Below are 18155 nucleotides of genomic sequence, written 5' to 3' on the forward strand. Positions count from 1 at the left end.
ATTTTAATGATACAAAATTAGACAAGCCTTCATAAGCCCTGTTATACAAACAGGACTACGCGTTATACATTTGCGCCAGTTCCTGCTGAAGTTCGGTGGGAGTTTCTTTGAGCTTTGCTTTTACAAATTTATTGAGAGCAGAAGGGGAATTAAAACCCAGATCAAAAGCAATTTCTTTATGGGAAAGGTCTGAAAACATCAGCTGCCGTTTAATTTCCGTTAAAATACGGTTATGTATAGCCTGAATAGCAGTCTCTCCGCAATGTTTTTTCGTAATAGAGTTTAATTTTTTGGAAGTAATGGCCAGTTCTTCTGCATAATACTGAACCGTTCTGTGTAGTTTATAGTGTTCATTCAACAGCTTTTTAAACCTTACGTACATAGGCTGGTCTGCTGTTTTTTCATGCAGAACCGGATGCAGTCCGTGAATCGATTCAATAAGTCCGAGAAGGACAATTTTAATGTAAAATCTGGCCTGTTCTTTCTTTATAAGAGTTGGCTGTTCGTAAATTTCTTTGATGATTGAAGTGTTGCGTAAGCTTTGTTCAAAGTCTTCCCGTGAAAGTATCGTACAGTTGAGCTGTGTAGAAAGATTAACATTATAGGTACTCAATTCATTTTTCAGAATATCAGAACAAAAGAGTATTTCCTCAAACAGGATAATCTTCCCCATCAGATCTTCGCTTGAATCCCCTACAAAATGCACCTGTTCCGGAAATATCACAGAGATTTTCCCTGCTTTTATCCAATGAATTTTATCTTCAATATACACCTGAAGTTTTCCCTGTTCTACAATAAAAATACAGAAATGATCTTTTTTATGAGGCTTTGCATATTGATCCAAGTGATCTTTAGTCAAATCAAAAACCCTGAAAGACAAGTTTTTATCTTCCTGCTTCTGAATATTTTTTTTAATCTCCAGTTTCTTCATAGTTCCTTTTACCACAGCAAAGTTAGGATTAAAAAAAGTTATACGTCTATCTGCCCTAAATAAAAAGCCCCTAAAATAGAGTGCCCCCAAAAGTTCTCTGTTAAAAAAAATCGTGATCTTTTTCATAGTTCATTCCATACAAACAGAAACTCCCAAACAATGTATTGAGAGAGAGTTTCTCATGAGTTTTTAATTATCTGCCTGCCCTATTTCAAGCTTGTTTATTTTCCCTTCTTTATTAAAATGGAATTTAAAATAGGCTTTAAAATCTCCGTATTTATCACTGTGGAATGCTCCATACACTGAATTTCCGTTATCCTCCACTTTATCAATGCTTACGAAATTTTCAATAAGAATGGCATGGGTTGAAAATTCTTTCAGATCTCTTGGGTTACCGTCATCAAGCAACACTGCGTCTTTAGCAAAAAGAGATATCCATTTTTCTATATCACTTGCCTGGAAAGCTTCAATAGCCTGTTTTACTTTTATATTTTTAATTTTCGAAGTATCCATACTCTTTATTTTTTTGTGTTGATGGTTTTGATACCGCTGTCCACAAGCATTCAGACTGCAAGCCATCATCAATACCATACTTAATAATTTAAAAATATTCATAGTATTATTTTACTGATTAGCTCCGCCATTGACTAATAAATGCTGCCCGTTCACAAATGAAGAAAGATCACTGGCAAAGAATTCTGCAATATTGGCTACATCTTCTACTTCCGCCAGTCTTCCCATCGGACAGCTGTCAATCAGGGATTTTCTCAATTCAGGATAGCTTCCTTCTTCCGCAAAAATTCCCGAATGATCTACCGCAAAAGGAATAATTGTATTCACCGTTACTCCACGATGGCCAATTTCTTTGGACAATACATCTACCAAATATCTTGGTGTTGTTTTACTTCCGCCATACACTGCCATCCCGGGAACAGGAAAAGCTGTAGTACTTGAGGCAACATAAATGATACGTCCATGGTCTTCCACATTCAAAGCTGCCTGCTGCATCGTAAAATAAGCCCCTTTGGTATTGATGGAGAAAAGTCTGTCAAACTGCTCTTCCGTGAACTGCGTTACAGGAGTTTCCACCATTTCAATTCCGGCATTGGCAACAACAATATCTATTTTCCCGAATGCTTTTTTAGCTTCATCAAAAAGATATTTTATCTCAGACACTTTGCTCACATCTGCCTGAACGGAAATAACCTTTCTTCCCATAGCCTTGATATTGCTTTCTACCTCATCTGTGGAAGCTTTGTCACGGGAATAATTTAATATGATATCTGCCCCCAGCGCAGCATAACGTTCTGCAATAGCTTTTCCCAAACCTCTTCCTGAGCCGGTAATAACGGCTACTTTATTTTGTAATGAATTCATTTTTGTAAATTTTAATAATGATTGTGTGTAATAGTTGTTATTGAACAGTTGATTTTGATGTCTGTCTTTCATGAATCATATCAACTACCTTATTGTTCAGCCAGGCAAATAGAAATCCTGCTAAAATGGGTATTAATAAGTTGAGTACAGGCAATGGTTCCAGTGGAGGGTGAGCTCCAAACAGGATGATTAAACCCAGAAACCAGGCAGGAATATTGTTCAGTTTTTTTGTTCCTGCAAAGTAGGCTAATGATCCAATGTACAGGAAAACTGCCAGGGGAAAACCTAACCCTCCGATCAGCTGCTGCAATCCGCCTGCAGTCACCTGTATCAGAATCGCCATCATCATTCCCAGTACAATCTGTAAAAGTGCCCAAAGTGAGGTTTCTATCTTTTTACCGAAAATATAGAAACTGACCCAGGCTACAAACATCACCCATGTAGGCCACTGCAAAGAAAAAGAAACAGAGACAGCAACCGCTCCGAAAAATCCGAAAGCAATAGCAATTGGTAAAGTCTTCATAATGTAATAGTATTGGTGTATGATATTAAGCCATAGCCCCATTGGCTCCAATCGTTTGTCCGCTGATCCATTTGGCATCATCACCAGCCAGAAAGACCACAATTTTGGCGATATCAGCAGGTTCTCCCAGACGGTTAAAAGCATTTAAAGAAGCCAGTCTGTCTATTACTTCCTGAGGTTTTCCTTCTGTAAACAATGCGGTGTTAGTTGGTCCCGGAAGGATTGCATTCACATTGATTCCTCTGCTTCCCACTTCTTTAGCGAAAACGCGGGTTAATTGTTCCACAGCTCCTTTAGTCGCTACATACGTTCCATACGTGGGCATCATCACTCTGGTAGTTGTTGAAGAGAAATTGATAATACTTCCGTTATCAGCAAGCTTAGTGGCAGCTTCTCTCAGGGTATTGAACGTTCCTCTTACATTGATGTCAAACTGACGGGAAAAGTCTTCATCAGTAGTGTCTTTGATCAGTTTTGTAATCATAATTCCGGCATTATTCACCAATACATCAATCTTACCATAATGACTGATTGCCTGATCGAATAACTGTTTTACAGCCTCAGCATTGCTCACATCTGCCTGTATGGCAATCGCATTCCCCCCATTATCTTGTATGGATGCAACTACTTTTTCTGCAGCCTCTTTTCCGCCAGCGTAGTTAACAATAATTTTTGCTCCGGCTGAAGCTAATTGTTGTGCTATTTCAGCCCCGATACCTCTTGACGCTCCGGTCACAAGGATTACTTTGTTGTTTAATGTACTCATATTACTTTGTTTTATCAATGTTAATTTGATAGGACAAAGTTGGCACTTTACACCTCCGGAGAACGTACAAGAATTATAGCAGATGTTGCAAATTTCTAAGATTCCTTTCTGAAGTATTGTTTTCTGTACTCAACAGGGCTGATGGAAGTATGTTTTTTGAAATAATTGCTGAAATGAGAGGTTTCCAGAAAGCCTAGGCGGGCAGCGATTTCTTTGATACTGAGTCCTTCATCCTGCAGCATTACTTTTGCTTCGGTAGTCGCTTTATCTGCAATCCATGAGCTGATTGTTTTTCCGGTTTTACTGCTGATCACACTTGACAGATAGTTAACATGGAGTGACTGCAGATCTGCATAATCCTGAACTCTGAACTGGGTATTGGTTTTTCCGTTAATCAGATCTCTGAAATGCCGTTCAATGTTCTGTTTAAAATTTTTTACAATCTGAGAACTGCGGTTTCCTTCATAAATAGGATTATATTTCTGGAAGAAATATTCTTTAATTTTCAACAGTAACGCAATCACAAGAGCTCCGATAATTTTATTTTTATAGAGTGAACTTCCTCTATATTCCTTATGAATCAACGTGTATAGTTCTTCTATCTGACTAAACTGATCGGAAGTTAAAACACGCGGTGAAACCACTTCGGACAAAAGAAACGAGAAGTCATTATAGACATCATCATGTACATATTCTTTCAAAAATCCTTCCCCAAAGGTTATCAGGCAGGTATGCTCCAGTTTTTCCCATTCAAAAATCCGGTAATTGCCGGGATTGGTGAAATAAACGGTGTCTGAAGTCACTTCAAATCTCTGATCATCAATGGTATAATATCCGAATGCACTTTTAATAAATAAGAAGCTGAAATAATTAGGACGAAAAGGTTCTGAACGAAAAGGCAAATCATGGAAAGTTTCTTCCAGGTAATGAATGGTAAAGCCGGATTCTTCTTCCAGATCATCTACAGGAAGTCCCAGTTGCTGATAGAGCTCGCGCAAAGTGCGTACATTCAGATTACCGTTTGCCATTGCATTAATTTTCGGGTAAATTTAGAAATTTAATTAAAGTATAGCCATTGTAAACACTAAAAAATTATTCTCCAGCATTTTCCTTCTATCAGGGGATTGAAGCAGATATTCCATCATTTTTCATAAAAAACATCAAATAAAGTTTGTTTTTATGACCAATCGGTCATATATTTGCATCATTATTTAGTCTTATCATGGCAAAAGGGGAAGAAACCAGACAGTTCATTATAGAAAAAGCAGCACCTATTTTTAATACAAAAGGGATTGCAGCTACTTCTATGAGTGATATTATGGAGGCAACCAAATTGTCTAAAGGCAGTATGTACGTCCATTTCGAGAATAAAGAGGTTTTGGCCTGTGCCGCTGTGGAGCATAATATGAAAATGCTAAGCGACAGACTTCAAAGAGCTTTAACCCAGCATAAAACTTCTAAAGAGCAGTTATTCGCTTACATTGATTTTTTTAGTGATCCTAATCATCCTCCGGTGGCGGGAGGCTGTCCTTTATTAAATTTCGGAACGGAAGCTGATGATACCAATCCCATTGTAAAAGAAAAGGTAAACCGTTCCATTAAGCAGGGTCAGGATTTACTTTCCGGCATCATTGAGAAAGGAATTGCCCATAAAGAATTCAGAGCAGACTGGAATCCGGCAGAATTTGCAACGGTTTTATTTGCCATGCTGGAAGGTGGGCACCTGATGTCAAGAATGTCCGGTAATAATGATAGAATGGAAGTGATTGGCAACAGTTTAAAAAAAATGATAGAGGAAAATGGGCTATAATTTTTTTTGCTATAAATATGACCGATCGGTCATTTAATATAAAAACAACTTTTAGAAAAAGTATAATCATAACAATCAATTAAAAAACAGAACAATGTCAAAAACAGTTTTAATTACAGGTGCATCAAAAGGTTTCGGAAAAGCATGGGCAGAAGCTTTTTTAGCAAAAGGATACAAAGTAGCGGCAACAGCCAGAAATGTAGAAACCCTTCATGATTTAAAAGAAAAATATGGAGACTCTGTGTTGCCTTTAACGTTAGATGTAGATAAAAGGGAAGAATCTTTAGCAGTGGTTCAGAAAGTTCATCAGCATTTTGGCAGCATCGATATTCTGATTAATAATGCAGGATATGCATTAACGGGAGCAGTTGAAGAAACAAATGAAAAGGAAGCCAGAGCACAATTCGAAACGAATTTCTTTGGAACATTATGGCTTACACAAGCAGTACTTCCTATTATGAGAGATCAGAAAAGCGGTCATATCATTCAGGTTTCTTCTATTTTAGGATTGGCAACTTTACCGACTATGGGACTTTATAATGCTTCTAAGTTTGCGTTGGAAGGATTAAGCGAAACCTTAGCTACAGAAGTGAAAAGCTTCGGTATTCATGTAACTTTGGTAGAACCTAACGGCTATGCATCCAACATCTGGCATACAGGAATCAATACCCAAAGTAATCCGGCTTACGATGATGTGAAAAAGGCTTTCTCTGAATCTGAAACCTCATTTGGAAATGTAGAAGCAACAGCTCCTGCCCTGATAAAGTTAGCAGAAACTGAAAATCCGCCATTGCGTTTATTGCTTGGGAAAGTAGCCCTGCCATTTGTAAAACACAATTATGAGCAAAGATTAAAAGTATGGGAAGAATGGAATGATTTATCTGTAGAAGCCCACGGGTAATTTCCCCAAAATATACTCACAAAATAAGCTCCGTTTTTATCAAGAACGGAGCTTATTTTTTTATTCTTTTTCAAGATGAGCAACTGCACACTTTTCCAGTTCTTATTTTCAACTGTTTCATGCTTATATAGTTTTCCTGTTCACCTCTGGTAATGTCTATTTCACTAATGAATATGACTACTTGAACAAATTACCCGTTTATCAGCTGTTTTTCAGCGCATAATTTTGTCCCATCAAAAAGAAAAACAGATCTAAAATCTAATACAACAAAGCAATGAAAACAACAATTTCAACCATTATGTTAGCAGCAACTTTTATTCTAAGTACACCTGCTATTTCAAAAGCACAGATTAACAAGGCTATTACATCTTCATCAAAATCGGATACCAGTATACGCCCTTTTCACATCAGTATCCCGCAATCCCAATTGGATGATCTTAAAAAAAGAATCTCCGAAACCCGTTTTCCGGATAAAGAGACTGTGAAAGATGCATCTCAGGGAATTCAGCTTGAGCAGTTAAAAGAACTGATTACCTATTGGGGCAATGGATACGACTGGAGAAAGGTGGAAAACAAACTGAACGCTCTTCCGCAGTTTGTAACCAATATTGACGGACTTGATATTCAGTTTATCCATGTACGTTCAAAGGAAGCTAATGCAATGCCTGTGATACTCACTCATGGCTGGCCGGGCTCTCCGCTGGAGTTTATCAATACAATAGGTCCTTTGACTGATCCTGTAAAGTATGGAGGAAAAGCGAGTGATGCATTTGATGTGATTATACCAGCAATTCCGGGTTATGGTTTCTCAGAAATTCCTACCGAACTGGGATGGAATCCTGACCGTGTTGCCCTTGCCTGGGATGTACTGATGAAAAGACTCGGCTATAAAAAGTATGTTTCTGAAGGTGGTGACCACGGCTCGGTAATCTCTGATGCGCTGGCAAAACAGGCTCCTTCAGGTCTTTTAGGAATTCATCTTACAATGCCCGCAACTATTCCTGCTGAGCTTGTAAAACCGATCAATGCAGGTGATCCTGCTCCTGCCGGACTTTCTGCTTCAGAAGCACAGGCTTATAATGCTATGAGTACTTTCTTTGGAAGAAATGCAGCCTATGGAGGAATGATGGTTACGCGACCACAAACTACGGGCTATTTACTTTCCGATTCTCCAAGTGCTTTAGCCGCTTTTCTCTATGAAAAAATTGCAGAATGGAGTGAAAGTGATCTTCATCCTGAAAATGTAATTGGCCGTGATGCTATCCTCGACGATATTACATTGTACTGGCTGACCAATACAGGAGCATCTTCTTCTCGTTTCTACTGGGAAAACAATAAAAATAATTTCAGTGTAGAAGCACAGAAGACAAAAGACATAAAAGTTCCTGTAGCGATTTCGGTATTCCCTCACGAGATTTATCAGGCTCCTGAAAGCTGGTCAAAACGTGCCTACCCTACTTTGTATTACTATCATAAAGCTTCAAAGGGTGGACATTTTGCAGCCTGGGAACAGCCACAAGTCTTTACAGAAGAGCTTCGGGCAGCTTTCAAAGATCTAAGAAAAAAACTTTAAAACAATATTGTTCAATCTAAATAATAAAAATATGGAATTAAATACCATTCAGGAAGTAGAAAATACAACCATAGTCAATATCAGTAAAGTGTTGTATTCCGGTAATGTCATCGTAACAGGAGGTCGTAACGGAGCAGCGAAAAGCAGTGACGGAAAACTGGATATTGAACTGACATCACCCGGCACAAAAGGAAACGGAACAAATCCGGAACAGCTATTAGCAGCAGGATGGTCGGCCTGTTTTATTGGAGCTATGCATTTGGGTGCTGCTACAATGAGAATTACTCTTCCTTCAGACCTGTCTGTCAATACCTCAGTAGATCTGGCAACCCATGATGACGGATTTTTTCTGCAGGCTCATTTACAGGTCATTTTACCGGGAATGCCGGTAGATGAAGCAAAAAAAGTTGTGGAAACAGCCCATGCAACCTGCCCTTATTCCAAAGCTACCCGTGGGAATATTAATGTAAAGATAGATGTAGTAGTCTAATTTGAGAATGTTTTTACCATGCTGATTAAAGCCTTCCTTGCCACAAACAAGGAAGGTTTTTGCTTAATTATGATTGAAGTAAGTAATTTTGATTTAAGATATAACTATTTAGCGGCAGTAGTGACTTTATTAAATGCGTAAGGCACTACTCCAATTCCCAAGGTCAATAAAACACCAACGAGGTCATTAAGATTGGGAAAGACATTGACATCAAAATAATTCCAGATGGCAAAAGTGGTCAGAACACATGCCAGACCTACAGATACCAGCCCGCTTATAAAGGCAAGAAAACGGCTAACACTTGTATTAGGTTTCTGAGCATTGGATTCTGTAGTGGTATTCAGTGTTGTTGCTGCTTCATTCATTGCCTGCTGGCTAGCCAGAGGAGCAGCTAAAAAAGCCTCCATCTGTTTTGTTTTTTCTTCCTCCATCTGAACATTCGCATCTTTATCCAAAAGCAGGTCTTTTAAAGATACCTTATCTTTTTTCAGCTTAAAAAATACCAGGCATGTAATTAAAAGAAAGAGTAAAATAGGAGAAAATGCAATCCACTTTTCAGCATCAGTTATAGGAATTACCTTTGGTACAGGCAGTGTTGTGTCAGTTGGGTTTGCATAAAGACCGGCAGATGTAAAAAATGCGGTCAACGATAGGAAAAGAGTCAATGGTTTCATAGGTATTAGTTTTCAGGTTATTATTATTTATTTTGAATGGCATGGAATGCATTTTACAGCACACCACTTATTTCATCACAAATTTTGTCATTATATAATAACCTGTCAATTACCCATTTGGGTAATATCATTTCCTAAAATGAGAAAATATATAACCTGAAAATCGATCTTTTTCAGTTTTTCAAATACCGAATTGACTTTCCACTATCAGTTCCCAAAATTGACAAAATGAGGAATATCCGTAGCAAAATTGTTCATCGGTAAAAGATTATTCCTGTTGCTGTTAAAATCAAAAACGGAATTATTATCAAAAGGAACACGGGGATAATACATGAAAGAAATCTGAATCCTGTTGAAAACCAGATAGGGATTATTAATTAAAACACCTATTCCGATTTTTGTATTTACTTTTGTTTTAAACAGTTTATCATCAGGCATTCCCAGCCAGCCGACTGCTGTTGTCAAATAAGGACTGAAGTGGAAATTCTTCCAGGTCTTATTAATAAATAATTGAAGCTGGTATCGTAGAACCAGTTTTTTAGTTCCGATATAATCCGTATTGTAAACAGGAAATTCATCTGCGGAAGAAAGATTTATTCTATCTTTATAAGAGTAGTTATGCTGTGGATTTCCCAAGGCTAACGTGGGAGAAAAGAAATGTCTTGCTTTGGCAAATTTCCAGTCCATAAGATGGGTAAAATAGGTTGCATCAAAACGGAAAGATTCCCTGTTCTGGCTGTCTTCATTAAAAAACCTTCCAAACTGGCCTTTCACTGTAAAGTATCCCAACTTTGTAAAACGGCCGTAAGATGCAGAAATTCCTACATACGGATTCACTTCTTTATTTCTGGATAAGCCTCCTGCAATAATGTTCACAGAATTACCGTAGGCAACATCCTCAGGCAAATCATATTGAAATATATTCTTCTGGACCGAAAAGTTTCTGTGGATAAACCCTACAGACATCAGGAAGCTGTTGTAAGAGCTGAAATACTGGTACTGGTCAATTCCAGGACTGTCTTTGTACCTGTAATTCTGAAATCTTCCTATAATGGCAATATTACTGGATATTTTTTCATTGGGATCCGCTGAAACCGGAATCTGATAACCTCCCCATAAATCCTGACTGTATACTTTGATCTGAACTTCGGGAAAAGTGGTATCTGTTTGTATCGGAAGTAACACTTTCCGCATAAAATATTCAAAGGTAAAACCTCCTGCCCATTTCGTTAAAGGAGAGAAAAAGTCTCTTCTAAGACTGAAATTGATTCTTTCATTTCTCGAAAAATCCCTTTCCCCAAGAAGCTGGGCGTTAATATAAGTACCAAAAAGATTATAGGTGGTATAGCTACCTAAAAGATAATCCTGCTTCTCTTTGGAATCATTTCTGTAAAGAAAATCCAATGTGTGTCCCAGTCCCAGTACATTTTCTTCCGTAACCCCCAGACCAATCTTGCTTCCGGAATAACTGATTCTCGGTTTCAGACTCCAGGAATCAAGAACCCGTACAACAACATCTATGGAATCTTTACTGGAAGTACTGTCAGAAACACTTATATTCACCCTGTTTATAAAAGGCATTGTTCTCAGCAAACGTTCAGATTCGTAGAGTTTCTGGGCATTATATTCTTCTCCTTCTTTAAAAAGCAAAAAATTATTGACGGTTGATTTTTTAGTACTGGCATGAAGATGATCTGCCACCCAGTCATACCATTTCGTTCTTTCTTTACTGTCCTGCGAGCCATATCCGAAAGGGTCAATGGTTTCAATCCTGACCTTTCTGATAATTTTTTTATTATATGTCTCCTGGGAAAGCTTTTCAGTATTGGACTTCACGGAAGTGGAATCCGGTTCTCTACGAAATATAAAACGGTGAATGAATTTGGTAACTTTTCTTTGATCCGAAAATTCTTCTATTTTGTAATAAAGCGAATCTTTCTTCTCTTGTGCATTTAAAAAGAAAAAACCACTTAAAAAGAAAATCAGAGTTACAGTCGTTCTAGTCATTAGTCATCAAAATTCAATTCAATTTGTAGTATCAATTTGCAAGCCAATAAGGCTTAAAATATATAAAAGAAGCAACTTTATGGGAAATAATGATTAAAGTTGCTTTCTATACAAGTTCCTTTTTACAATTTAAGACGCTCTTTTTAATTTTCTCAATTAAAATAAAATGAATACAATTTATTTTTTACATTAATTGTTTCAGCGCTTATTCATATCAAAGGAAGATGTCAATCGTGCTGATAGATGTATTCTCATTGTAAATATGAGTGTCTTTCTTTATATTTGATTTATAATTTTATGTTGCCATGAAAGCCACCATCGTGCCTGAAGAGCTCATTGGAGCACCCTATTATCGAAATTTTTTATCGATAGATTCCGTTAATCTGGTAGAATCCTGCTCTCACAGTATTGATGATCAGAAAGGAGGCATGTTTCTCAAAGATCATATGCTGCTGTTTGTACTGCAGGGAAAAAATCTTATCACCCACGGCAGAAAAACCTATCTGGTAAAAAAGAATGAAATGGTGATTTTGAAGAAAAACATCAGTATTACTTACGACAAAACAGGATCTGCAGAAACCGGTGAAATGTACGATAGTATCATGTTTTTTCTGAAAGATGAATTTATTTCCGACTTCATTAAGATGGCTGGCATTACCAACAGCAAAACAGAGAAACTGGCAGATGTTAATGTAAAACCTGTAGAAGAGCCTCTACTGTCCTTTATCACTTCTATTAAGGGACACTTTAATGCTCCTGATAAAATTGATAAACGGCTTCTCAGAATGAAAATTATGGAACTTTTATTTGATTTAACTCAGGTTGATCATAACTTACTTTTACAGTTGCTCCAACTGAAAAAACAGTTTGTGACGGATATATCAACAGTCGTAGAAGAAAATTTCATGAATCCCTTAAAACTTGAAGATCTGGCCTATCTGTCGGGAAGAAGCCTGGCGAGTTTCAAAAGGGATTTTAATACCATTTACAAAGTTCCGCCTGCTCAGTTTATAAAGGAAAAACGGCTTACTAAAGCAAAAGATTTACTAACGGCCACGGATTGGCCTGTCAATGAAGTAGGATATGCCGTAGGTTTTGAAAGTATTTCTCATTTTTCACGGGCATTTAAAACATTGTATGGAATATCTCCTACTGTTTTCAGGAATGAAAATTTGTAAAACAACCTGTCCTTTTAAACCTTCCCTGCTAAAAAAATCTATCCCCGGCAGATTAATACTTCCGGGGGCACAATTTACTATTTTGAATGGTAGTAAAAAGCAATAGATTTTCTGCTGTAATTTTATCTGAATTTTTTGAATACCTTCCACATTTCAGCAGCAAAGATTTCCGGTTCCTCAAACGCCGCAAAATGACCTCCTTTTTCTACCTCATTCCAATAAAAGATATCTGACCACGCTGCTTCTGCCCATTTTTTGGGTGGAGTAAAAGTTTCTGCGGGAAATAATGTTGCTGCCATTGGCGTTGTAATAATCTCTGATGCAGCCCTGCTTGCAGAGAAAAAAGCATGAGTTCTGATGGTACTGCCTACCCCTTCCCAGTACAGACGTGAAGCGGATGTGCCTGTTTCTGTAAACCAGTACAGGGAAATATCATTGAGCATTTGCTCCATGCTTAAAGCATCTTCAGGTTTGCCATTGTTATCGGTCCATTCCCAGAACTTTTCATATATAAAGGCAGCCAATGCTAACGGTGAATCGTTTAGGGCGTAGCCTATGGTCTGAGGTCTTGTATTCATGATATCTGCATATCCTGATTTTTTATTGATATACGTTTCAATACCGTCAATAGCTCGTTTTTCCTCCTCTGTGGGATTCGCCGGATATTCGTCCGGCACTACAAAAAGTAAGTTGACATGCGCTGCAGCCAATCCGTCAGGCTTCATGTCTGCCAGAGCATGGGTAACGGCAGAACCGAAGTCGCCACCTTGTACTACCCATTTTTTATATCCTAATTTTGTGTTCATCAGGTAAGCATAGGCTTTTGCAATTCGGCCGGGATTCCATCCCTGTTCTTTAGGTTTATCTGAAAAACCAAAACCTGGCATTGCAGGAATAATTACATGAAAAGAGTCTTCAGCATTTCCTCCAAACTTCGTGGGATCAGTCAGACGGTCGATGACATCGATAAATTCAATAATTGAACCCGGCCAGCCATGAGTTAACAATAAAGGTATAGCATTGGGATGAGGAGATTTTGCATGAATAAAATAAATTCCTACTCCATCAATCAATGTACGGTATTGAGGATATTGATTGATTCGGTTTTCAAATTTTTTCCAGTCGTAATCATTTTTCCAGTACTCTATGAGTTTTTTTGCAGCATGGAGAGGAACGCCCTGTGACCAGTCGTCTACGATTTCTTCATCAGGCCAGCGAATCTGGTGTAAGCGCTGTTTCAGATCCATAATAGCTTCTTCGGATATATTTACAGTAAAGGATTCGATCTCTTCGGTTGCTTCCGGCAACACAAAGTATGAATGAGGTTGTTGTGACATGTTTTTAAGTTTAACTGAGTATTTGTTTTTAGCATTTTTTACTATGCTGAAATAATTTTACATAGGAAGATCTAGCCAGCTACCCGAACCATTTTACGATTGATAAATTCACCGATTCCCAGTTCTGAAAGTTCTCTGCCAAAACCGGAATTTTTAACACCGCCAAAAGGTAAATGCGGAGCATCGGAGAAACAGGAATTGATATAGACCATACCGGATTCGATTTTTGATGCCACTTGTTTAGCATGCTCAACATCTTCGTCAAATATATATCCGCCCAATCCGTAATCGATATCATTAGCAAGATGGATAGCCTGTTCTTCCGTATCTACAATATAAAAGGATAATACAGGGCCAAATGCTTCCTGTTTATAAAGGGGATTGTCTTTGGATATATTGGTTAAAATTGTAGGCTCAAGATAGAATCCGGGACGGTCTACCCGTTTACCGCCAACCACTATATTCGCACCGGCAGACTGAGCGTCTTCTATTTGTTTTACTAATCCATCGAGTGCTCTTTCACTCGCTAACGGGCCAAGACTTGTTGATTCATCATTTGGATCACCAATTTTAATGGCAGCAAAGCGTTCTTTCAAAAGTTCCAGCATTTTTTGTCCCCGTTCCTGTCCTACTACAATCACCCGTTTTATATTTACACAGCCTTGTCCGGAATTATAGGTTCTGCCCATAACAATTTGTTCTGCAGCAGCATCCAGAGATGCTCCTTTTAAAACCAGTGCCGGATCACTTCCTCCCAATTCCAGAATTACTTTTTTAAGATTTCTGCCGGCACGTTCACCTACGGATATTCCGGCACGTTCGCTGCCTGTAAGAGCTACTCCTCTCACTCTGAAATCATCAATGAGATGGCCTGTTTGTTCGATACTGCAAAATAAATTGGTATAAACACCATCAGGAATCCCTGCTTCTCTGAACAGTTCCACGAAAGCAAGAGCACATTGAGGAACATTTTCAGCATGCTTCATTAAGACAACATTTCCTGCTATTAACTGAGGAACAGCTACCCTAGCCAGCTGATAGTAAGGAAAATTCCAGGGTTCAATGGCCAGTATGACACCCAATGGCTCAGAAAGGATCACTGCATCTTTTTCTTCTTCAATAACTTTGGGAGCCAGCATTTTTTCAGCATTCGCGGCATAATAATCAAAGATACCTATGACCAGATCCACCTCGAGATCACTGAATCTGGACATCTTTCCCATTTCCAGAGTCGCAAGTTTTGCAAAATATTCTCTTTTTTCCTTCAAAATCTCCCCGGCTTTTTTCACCAGTGAAATTCGCTCAGAAACCGGACGCCATTTCCAGTCTTCCTGAAACCTTAATTGTGCAGTACTAAGCAGTTCATTTACTTCCGCATCTGTATGATAAGGAAATTCTTTTATGAATTCACCTGTAGCGGGATTAATCGTATGATATTTCATTTGTATAATTTTATGAATCGTTAGAATTTTGGGTTGTTTACGGGAAAAAAGTCTAACCTTGTGCCGCTACCGCGATATCATTCCAGTCTTCCCAGACCTGAAATTTCGAAGCATATTCTTTCTTTGTTTTTTGAAGGCCTATTTTTCCTAAAAAAAGACGCAATGGTGGATTTTCTGAATCGATAAGCTGTAAAATGGCAGGAACCGTTGCTTCCGGATTTCCATAATCTTGTGGAGGAACGCCTTCAATCTCATGCAGTTTCGATTTAACATCATTGTACGCTGAGATTTCATTTCCGATAACGGCAGATGATCCACCAAATTCAGTAGTATACCCATTAGGTTCTATCATCGTGACATGAATTCCTAATTCTTTCACTTCACCAGCCAGCGCTTCACTGAAACCTTCAACGGCAAATTTTGTAGCGTTATAAATTCCTAACGTAGGGATACTGTAAATCCCGAGGACACTTGATAATTGTATAATATGCCCGTGACCTTGCTCTCTTAGTATAGGAAGTACAGCCTGCGTTACCCACAGTGTTCCAAAAACGTTGACATCAAATACATCTTTAATGGTGTGTTCATCTAACTCTTCAACAGCTCCAAAAACACCATAACCTGCATTGTTGATAACGACATCGATACTTCCAAAGTATTGTTTTGCCTGCTGAACGGCCTGAAAAACAGAATTTCTGTTTGTTATATCCAGTGTAATAACCAATAACTGTCCTTTATATTGCTGTGCAAGATCATTCAAGCTCTCTGCATCTCTTGAAGTTGCCACTACCCGATCTCCTCTTTTAAGAAAAGCTTCAGTCCATAGTCTTCCAAAACCTTTGGAAATTCCTGTTATAAATATTGTTTTGCTCATTTTTATTTATCTTTTTTAGCAGTACAAATTTAGAGCAAGCCCTTATTTTCAGTTTTCTCAATCGGCTCATTTATGTTGATAAATCAGCTCAATTTGTAGGCTGGTTTAATTTATTTGAGACATTTGAACAGGAAATTAATTTTCCGGATAATATTCATATCATTAAAAGCTAACTTAAATCATAAAGTAATACCATCGGAACAATCTTTTTTTGATTATTTTTACTCATTATAAATAAAAATAATACATGAAAAAATTCGTACTTACGGGAATAGCAGTTGTAGGAGGATTTCTGACAGCCAATGCACAGTGTAAACCTGTAGCCACTCTTTCGGAAAACTTTGATACCTGGAAAGATATCAATAAATGCTGGACTGCTCAAGCCGGGAAAGCCATGCTGTATGCAAGTGACAAAAGAATTGTATTTTATTCAATGACTAATCCTGGAGAAAATATGTATCTGGTAACACCGGAAATCAAAGCCGGAACCTATACGCTTTCTCTTGATCTTTCGGATAATGGAGGAGAAACAACATTAGAACTGTTCTCAGTAGACAATCCTTCCGAAGTAAAAACGTATGTTTCAATCACTAAACCTTCCAAGATAACAGGAGAGAAAAAAGTATTTACTGTTTCTTTGAAAAAAGATTCACATTTAGGGTTGAAAGTCTTACTGAATGGAGTACATCAGGCTGTTTATATGGATAACCTGTCTCTGCAGTCGAAGAAGTAGATTTAGGATAATGCCTTTTAGCACCAACAAAAAACAAGTCTAAGAAAAACGACAACATTCTTATCAGTATATATTCAAATACAAAAACTCAGAGTGAAATTTCACTCTGAGTTTTCCACTTTTAGTTTTGGGAATTATATACGAATTAATCTTGATAAATAATAGCTTTCAGAACAAACTATGGAATGGAAACAGGGAACAATCTGTGAAGACGCTCCCTTTATCATTATATCTCAATAAAATACTGGAAAATCGAGCCTTGTTAATGAGTCTTAATTTACTTATATGTATTTTATTTGTTCAGCGTCTGCAATACAATATCTGGCAATAATTCATGTGCTCCATCAAAGATAGTAATATCGACGTTTTTGTATTCTTTTTTGAAGATAATTTTCCTATTCCCGATTTGTCCGTAATTGTGTAAAGGCGTTTGTTTTTCTAAAAGATGAACTATCTCACAGTCATTTACATATTGAGAACTATCTGAACATTTTATATCGGTTAATACCTTGTTGTAAAAATTTATGGATTGAGTAATAGGGACAGAACCTCGTATTCCATCATATACTCCTGCATATATTTTTAGTTTGGTAGTTGTCAGTTTTTGAGTTGGAGTTTTCCAATAGATAGGCGATTTTGATTTCGCATAAATTTCGTTTAGTTGCCCATTCAAACTATTAGTACATATCAAAATATCTTTCCAATAATTTAAGTGTCGTATTTTTGTTTGGTGATACCACCAATAAATATCAGAGATTGGACACCACACAGAAAACTCAGCAATATTATGTTTTGATTTCATAAAACTTGCTAATGCCGCATGTCCACCCCCACTTACGCCAATAACATATATCTTATCTTTATCGCAGTTGAAATTAGACAGAGCAAAGTCAATAGCATCATCTATATCTTGTATTGCTAAATCACTACCACAAGCTTCAACATTCTTGTTGGAACCTCTAAAATCAGGATGAATATAATTCCAGTTCTTTTCTTTTACTTTATTTGCTATTTTGTCGTATTCTTGATAATTGCTACTCCACTGATGAAGACTGACAACCAGAGGTTGCGATGCTTTTGCTGTTGACTGGAAAACATACGCTTTTTGCATGGAAGAGTCTTTAGTTGATTTAATATTCACGACATGAAAATCTTCTGTCCATTTCTCCGCTTGTATGTGCTCAAATGGGATATATTTAATTATTTTGGGGATATAACTTCTTTCTTTATACCCGACTAATAATAAAAGGAGCATAATTAAGATGGCTACAGTACTCAATAGTAATTTCTTTTTCATAGTTTCTTCGGTTATATCTGCCATACGGTTATTTACCATTATCCTGAATATCTTTAGTCAGTTTCCGTAAGCAGAGCTTGGTAATACTATCTTTTTTTAATTGATTACCATTACACTTCTCTTTAGGAGATGATTGGAGTTAATGGAATATTTTTCTTCAAATATTGCTTCTCGGTTTTGTTCTTCAGCTACTTTCATTTTGCCTTCTTTTCATCCTTAGTCTTGGAGCTGAAAGGTTATGA

18 protein-coding genes are annotated in these 18155 nt (G+C 37.5%); 6 read left to right on the plus strand and 12 right to left on the minus strand.

Annotated features, from left to right (window positions below; genetic code table 11):
- Positions 1–55: 55 nt before the first annotated feature.
- The 6 genes from ODR02_RS20275 to ODR02_RS20300 form a co-directional block, all read right to left on the minus strand.
- Positions 56–931: an AraC family transcriptional regulator gene (locus tag ODR02_RS20275; protein ID WP_209784114.1), complete on the minus strand. Its 876-nt coding sequence runs from the start codon at positions 929–931 to the stop codon at positions 56–58.
- Between the two features lie 189 nt (positions 932–1120).
- Complete coding sequence (locus ODR02_RS20280) at positions 1121–1546, minus strand: nuclear transport factor 2 family protein (RefSeq protein ID WP_209784113.1); 426 nt, start codon at positions 1544–1546, stop codon at positions 1121–1123.
- A gap of 9 nt (positions 1547–1555) precedes the next feature.
- The gene (locus ODR02_RS20285; protein ID WP_209784111.1) at positions 1556–2308 is read right to left on the minus strand and encodes an SDR family oxidoreductase; all 753 of its coding nucleotides are present in this window, start codon (positions 2306–2308) and stop codon (positions 1556–1558) included.
- 37 nt (positions 2309–2345) lie between these two features.
- On the minus strand, positions 2346–2831 hold the full coding sequence (locus ODR02_RS20290; RefSeq protein ID WP_245169680.1) for a DUF1097 domain-containing protein: 486 nt from the start codon (positions 2829–2831) through the stop codon (positions 2346–2348).
- 25 nt (positions 2832–2856) lie between these two features.
- Entirely contained in the window at positions 2857–3597 is a 741-nt protein-coding gene (locus ODR02_RS20295) for an SDR family oxidoreductase (protein WP_209784108.1), read from the minus strand.
- A gap of 95 nt (positions 3598–3692) precedes the next feature.
- Complete coding sequence (locus tag ODR02_RS20300; protein WP_309513266.1) at positions 3693–4625, minus strand: helix-turn-helix domain-containing protein; 933 nt, start codon at positions 4623–4625, stop codon at positions 3693–3695.
- Between the two features lie 194 nt (positions 4626–4819).
- Between ODR02_RS20300 and ODR02_RS20305 the strand changes: the two genes are divergently transcribed.
- The 4 genes from ODR02_RS20305 to ODR02_RS20320 all read left to right on the plus strand — a co-directional run bounded on the left by ODR02_RS20305 (position 4820) and on the right by ODR02_RS20320 (position 8371).
- On the plus strand, positions 4820–5407 hold the full coding sequence (locus ODR02_RS20305; RefSeq protein WP_209784106.1) for a TetR/AcrR family transcriptional regulator: 588 nt from the start codon (positions 4820–4822) through the stop codon (positions 5405–5407).
- Between the two features lie 94 nt (positions 5408–5501).
- Positions 5502–6308 carry an SDR family NAD(P)-dependent oxidoreductase gene (locus ODR02_RS20310; protein WP_209784104.1) on the plus strand — a complete coding sequence of 269 codons (807 nt, stop codon included), beginning with the start codon at positions 5502–5504 and terminating at the stop codon, positions 6306–6308.
- A 274-nt stretch (positions 6309–6582) separates the two neighbouring features.
- Complete coding sequence (locus ODR02_RS20315) at positions 6583–7881, plus strand: epoxide hydrolase family protein (protein ID WP_309513267.1); 1299 nt, start codon at positions 6583–6585, stop codon at positions 7879–7881.
- A gap of 31 nt (positions 7882–7912) precedes the next feature.
- Positions 7913–8371: an organic hydroperoxide resistance protein gene (locus ODR02_RS20320; RefSeq protein WP_309513268.1), complete on the plus strand. Its 459-nt coding sequence runs from the start codon at positions 7913–7915 to the stop codon at positions 8369–8371.
- 104 nt (positions 8372–8475) lie between these two features.
- Here the strand turns inward: ODR02_RS20320 and ODR02_RS20325 are convergent, their stop codons facing one another.
- The gene (locus ODR02_RS20325) at positions 8476–9045 is read right to left on the minus strand and encodes a hypothetical protein (RefSeq protein ID WP_209784100.1); all 570 of its coding nucleotides are present in this window, start codon (positions 9043–9045) and stop codon (positions 8476–8478) included.
- Positions 9046–9252: 207 nt separating this feature from the next.
- A complete protein-coding gene (locus tag ODR02_RS20330; RefSeq protein ID WP_309513269.1) occupies positions 9253–11052 on the minus strand; it encodes a POTRA domain-containing protein in 1800 nt (599 codons plus the stop codon).
- Between the two features lie 305 nt (positions 11053–11357).
- On the opposite strand from ODR02_RS20330, the gene ODR02_RS20335 reads away from it, so the two are divergent.
- Positions 11358–12230 (plus strand): helix-turn-helix domain-containing protein, encoded by an 873-nt coding sequence (locus ODR02_RS20335; protein ID WP_209784096.1) that lies wholly within the window; start codon positions 11358–11360, stop codon positions 12228–12230.
- A 122-nt stretch (positions 12231–12352) separates the two neighbouring features.
- Here the strand turns inward: ODR02_RS20335 and ODR02_RS20340 are convergent, their stop codons facing one another.
- The 3 genes from ODR02_RS20340 to ODR02_RS20350 all read right to left on the minus strand — a co-directional run bounded on the left by ODR02_RS20340 (position 12353) and on the right by ODR02_RS20350 (position 15883).
- Complete coding sequence (locus ODR02_RS20340; protein WP_309513270.1) at positions 12353–13567, minus strand: epoxide hydrolase family protein; 1215 nt, start codon at positions 13565–13567, stop codon at positions 12353–12355.
- 71 nt (positions 13568–13638) lie between these two features.
- Positions 13639–15009, minus strand: a complete 1371-nt coding sequence (locus ODR02_RS20345; RefSeq protein WP_309513271.1) for an NAD-dependent succinate-semialdehyde dehydrogenase — start codon at positions 15007–15009, stop codon at positions 13639–13641.
- Between the two features lie 52 nt (positions 15010–15061).
- Positions 15062–15883, minus strand: coding sequence for an SDR family NAD(P)-dependent oxidoreductase (locus ODR02_RS20350; RefSeq protein ID WP_309513272.1), 822 nt, complete (start codon positions 15881–15883; stop codon positions 15062–15064).
- Positions 15884–16130: 247 nt separating this feature from the next.
- On the opposite strand from ODR02_RS20350, the gene ODR02_RS20355 reads away from it, so the two are divergent.
- A complete protein-coding gene (locus tag ODR02_RS20355; protein ID WP_309513273.1) occupies positions 16131–16616 on the plus strand; it encodes a hypothetical protein in 486 nt (161 codons plus the stop codon).
- Positions 16617–16908: 292 nt separating this feature from the next.
- Here the strand turns inward: ODR02_RS20355 and ODR02_RS20360 are convergent, their stop codons facing one another.
- A complete protein-coding gene (locus tag ODR02_RS20360) occupies positions 16909–17937 on the minus strand; it encodes an alpha/beta hydrolase family protein (RefSeq protein WP_309513274.1) in 1029 nt (342 codons plus the stop codon).
- Positions 17938–18155 lie beyond the last annotated feature (218 nt).

The sequence above is a fragment of the Chryseobacterium sp. CFS2 genome, from assembly GCF_036543225.1.
Classification (GTDB): Bacteria; Bacteroidota; Bacteroidia; order Flavobacteriales; family Weeksellaceae; genus Chryseobacterium; species Chryseobacterium culicis_A.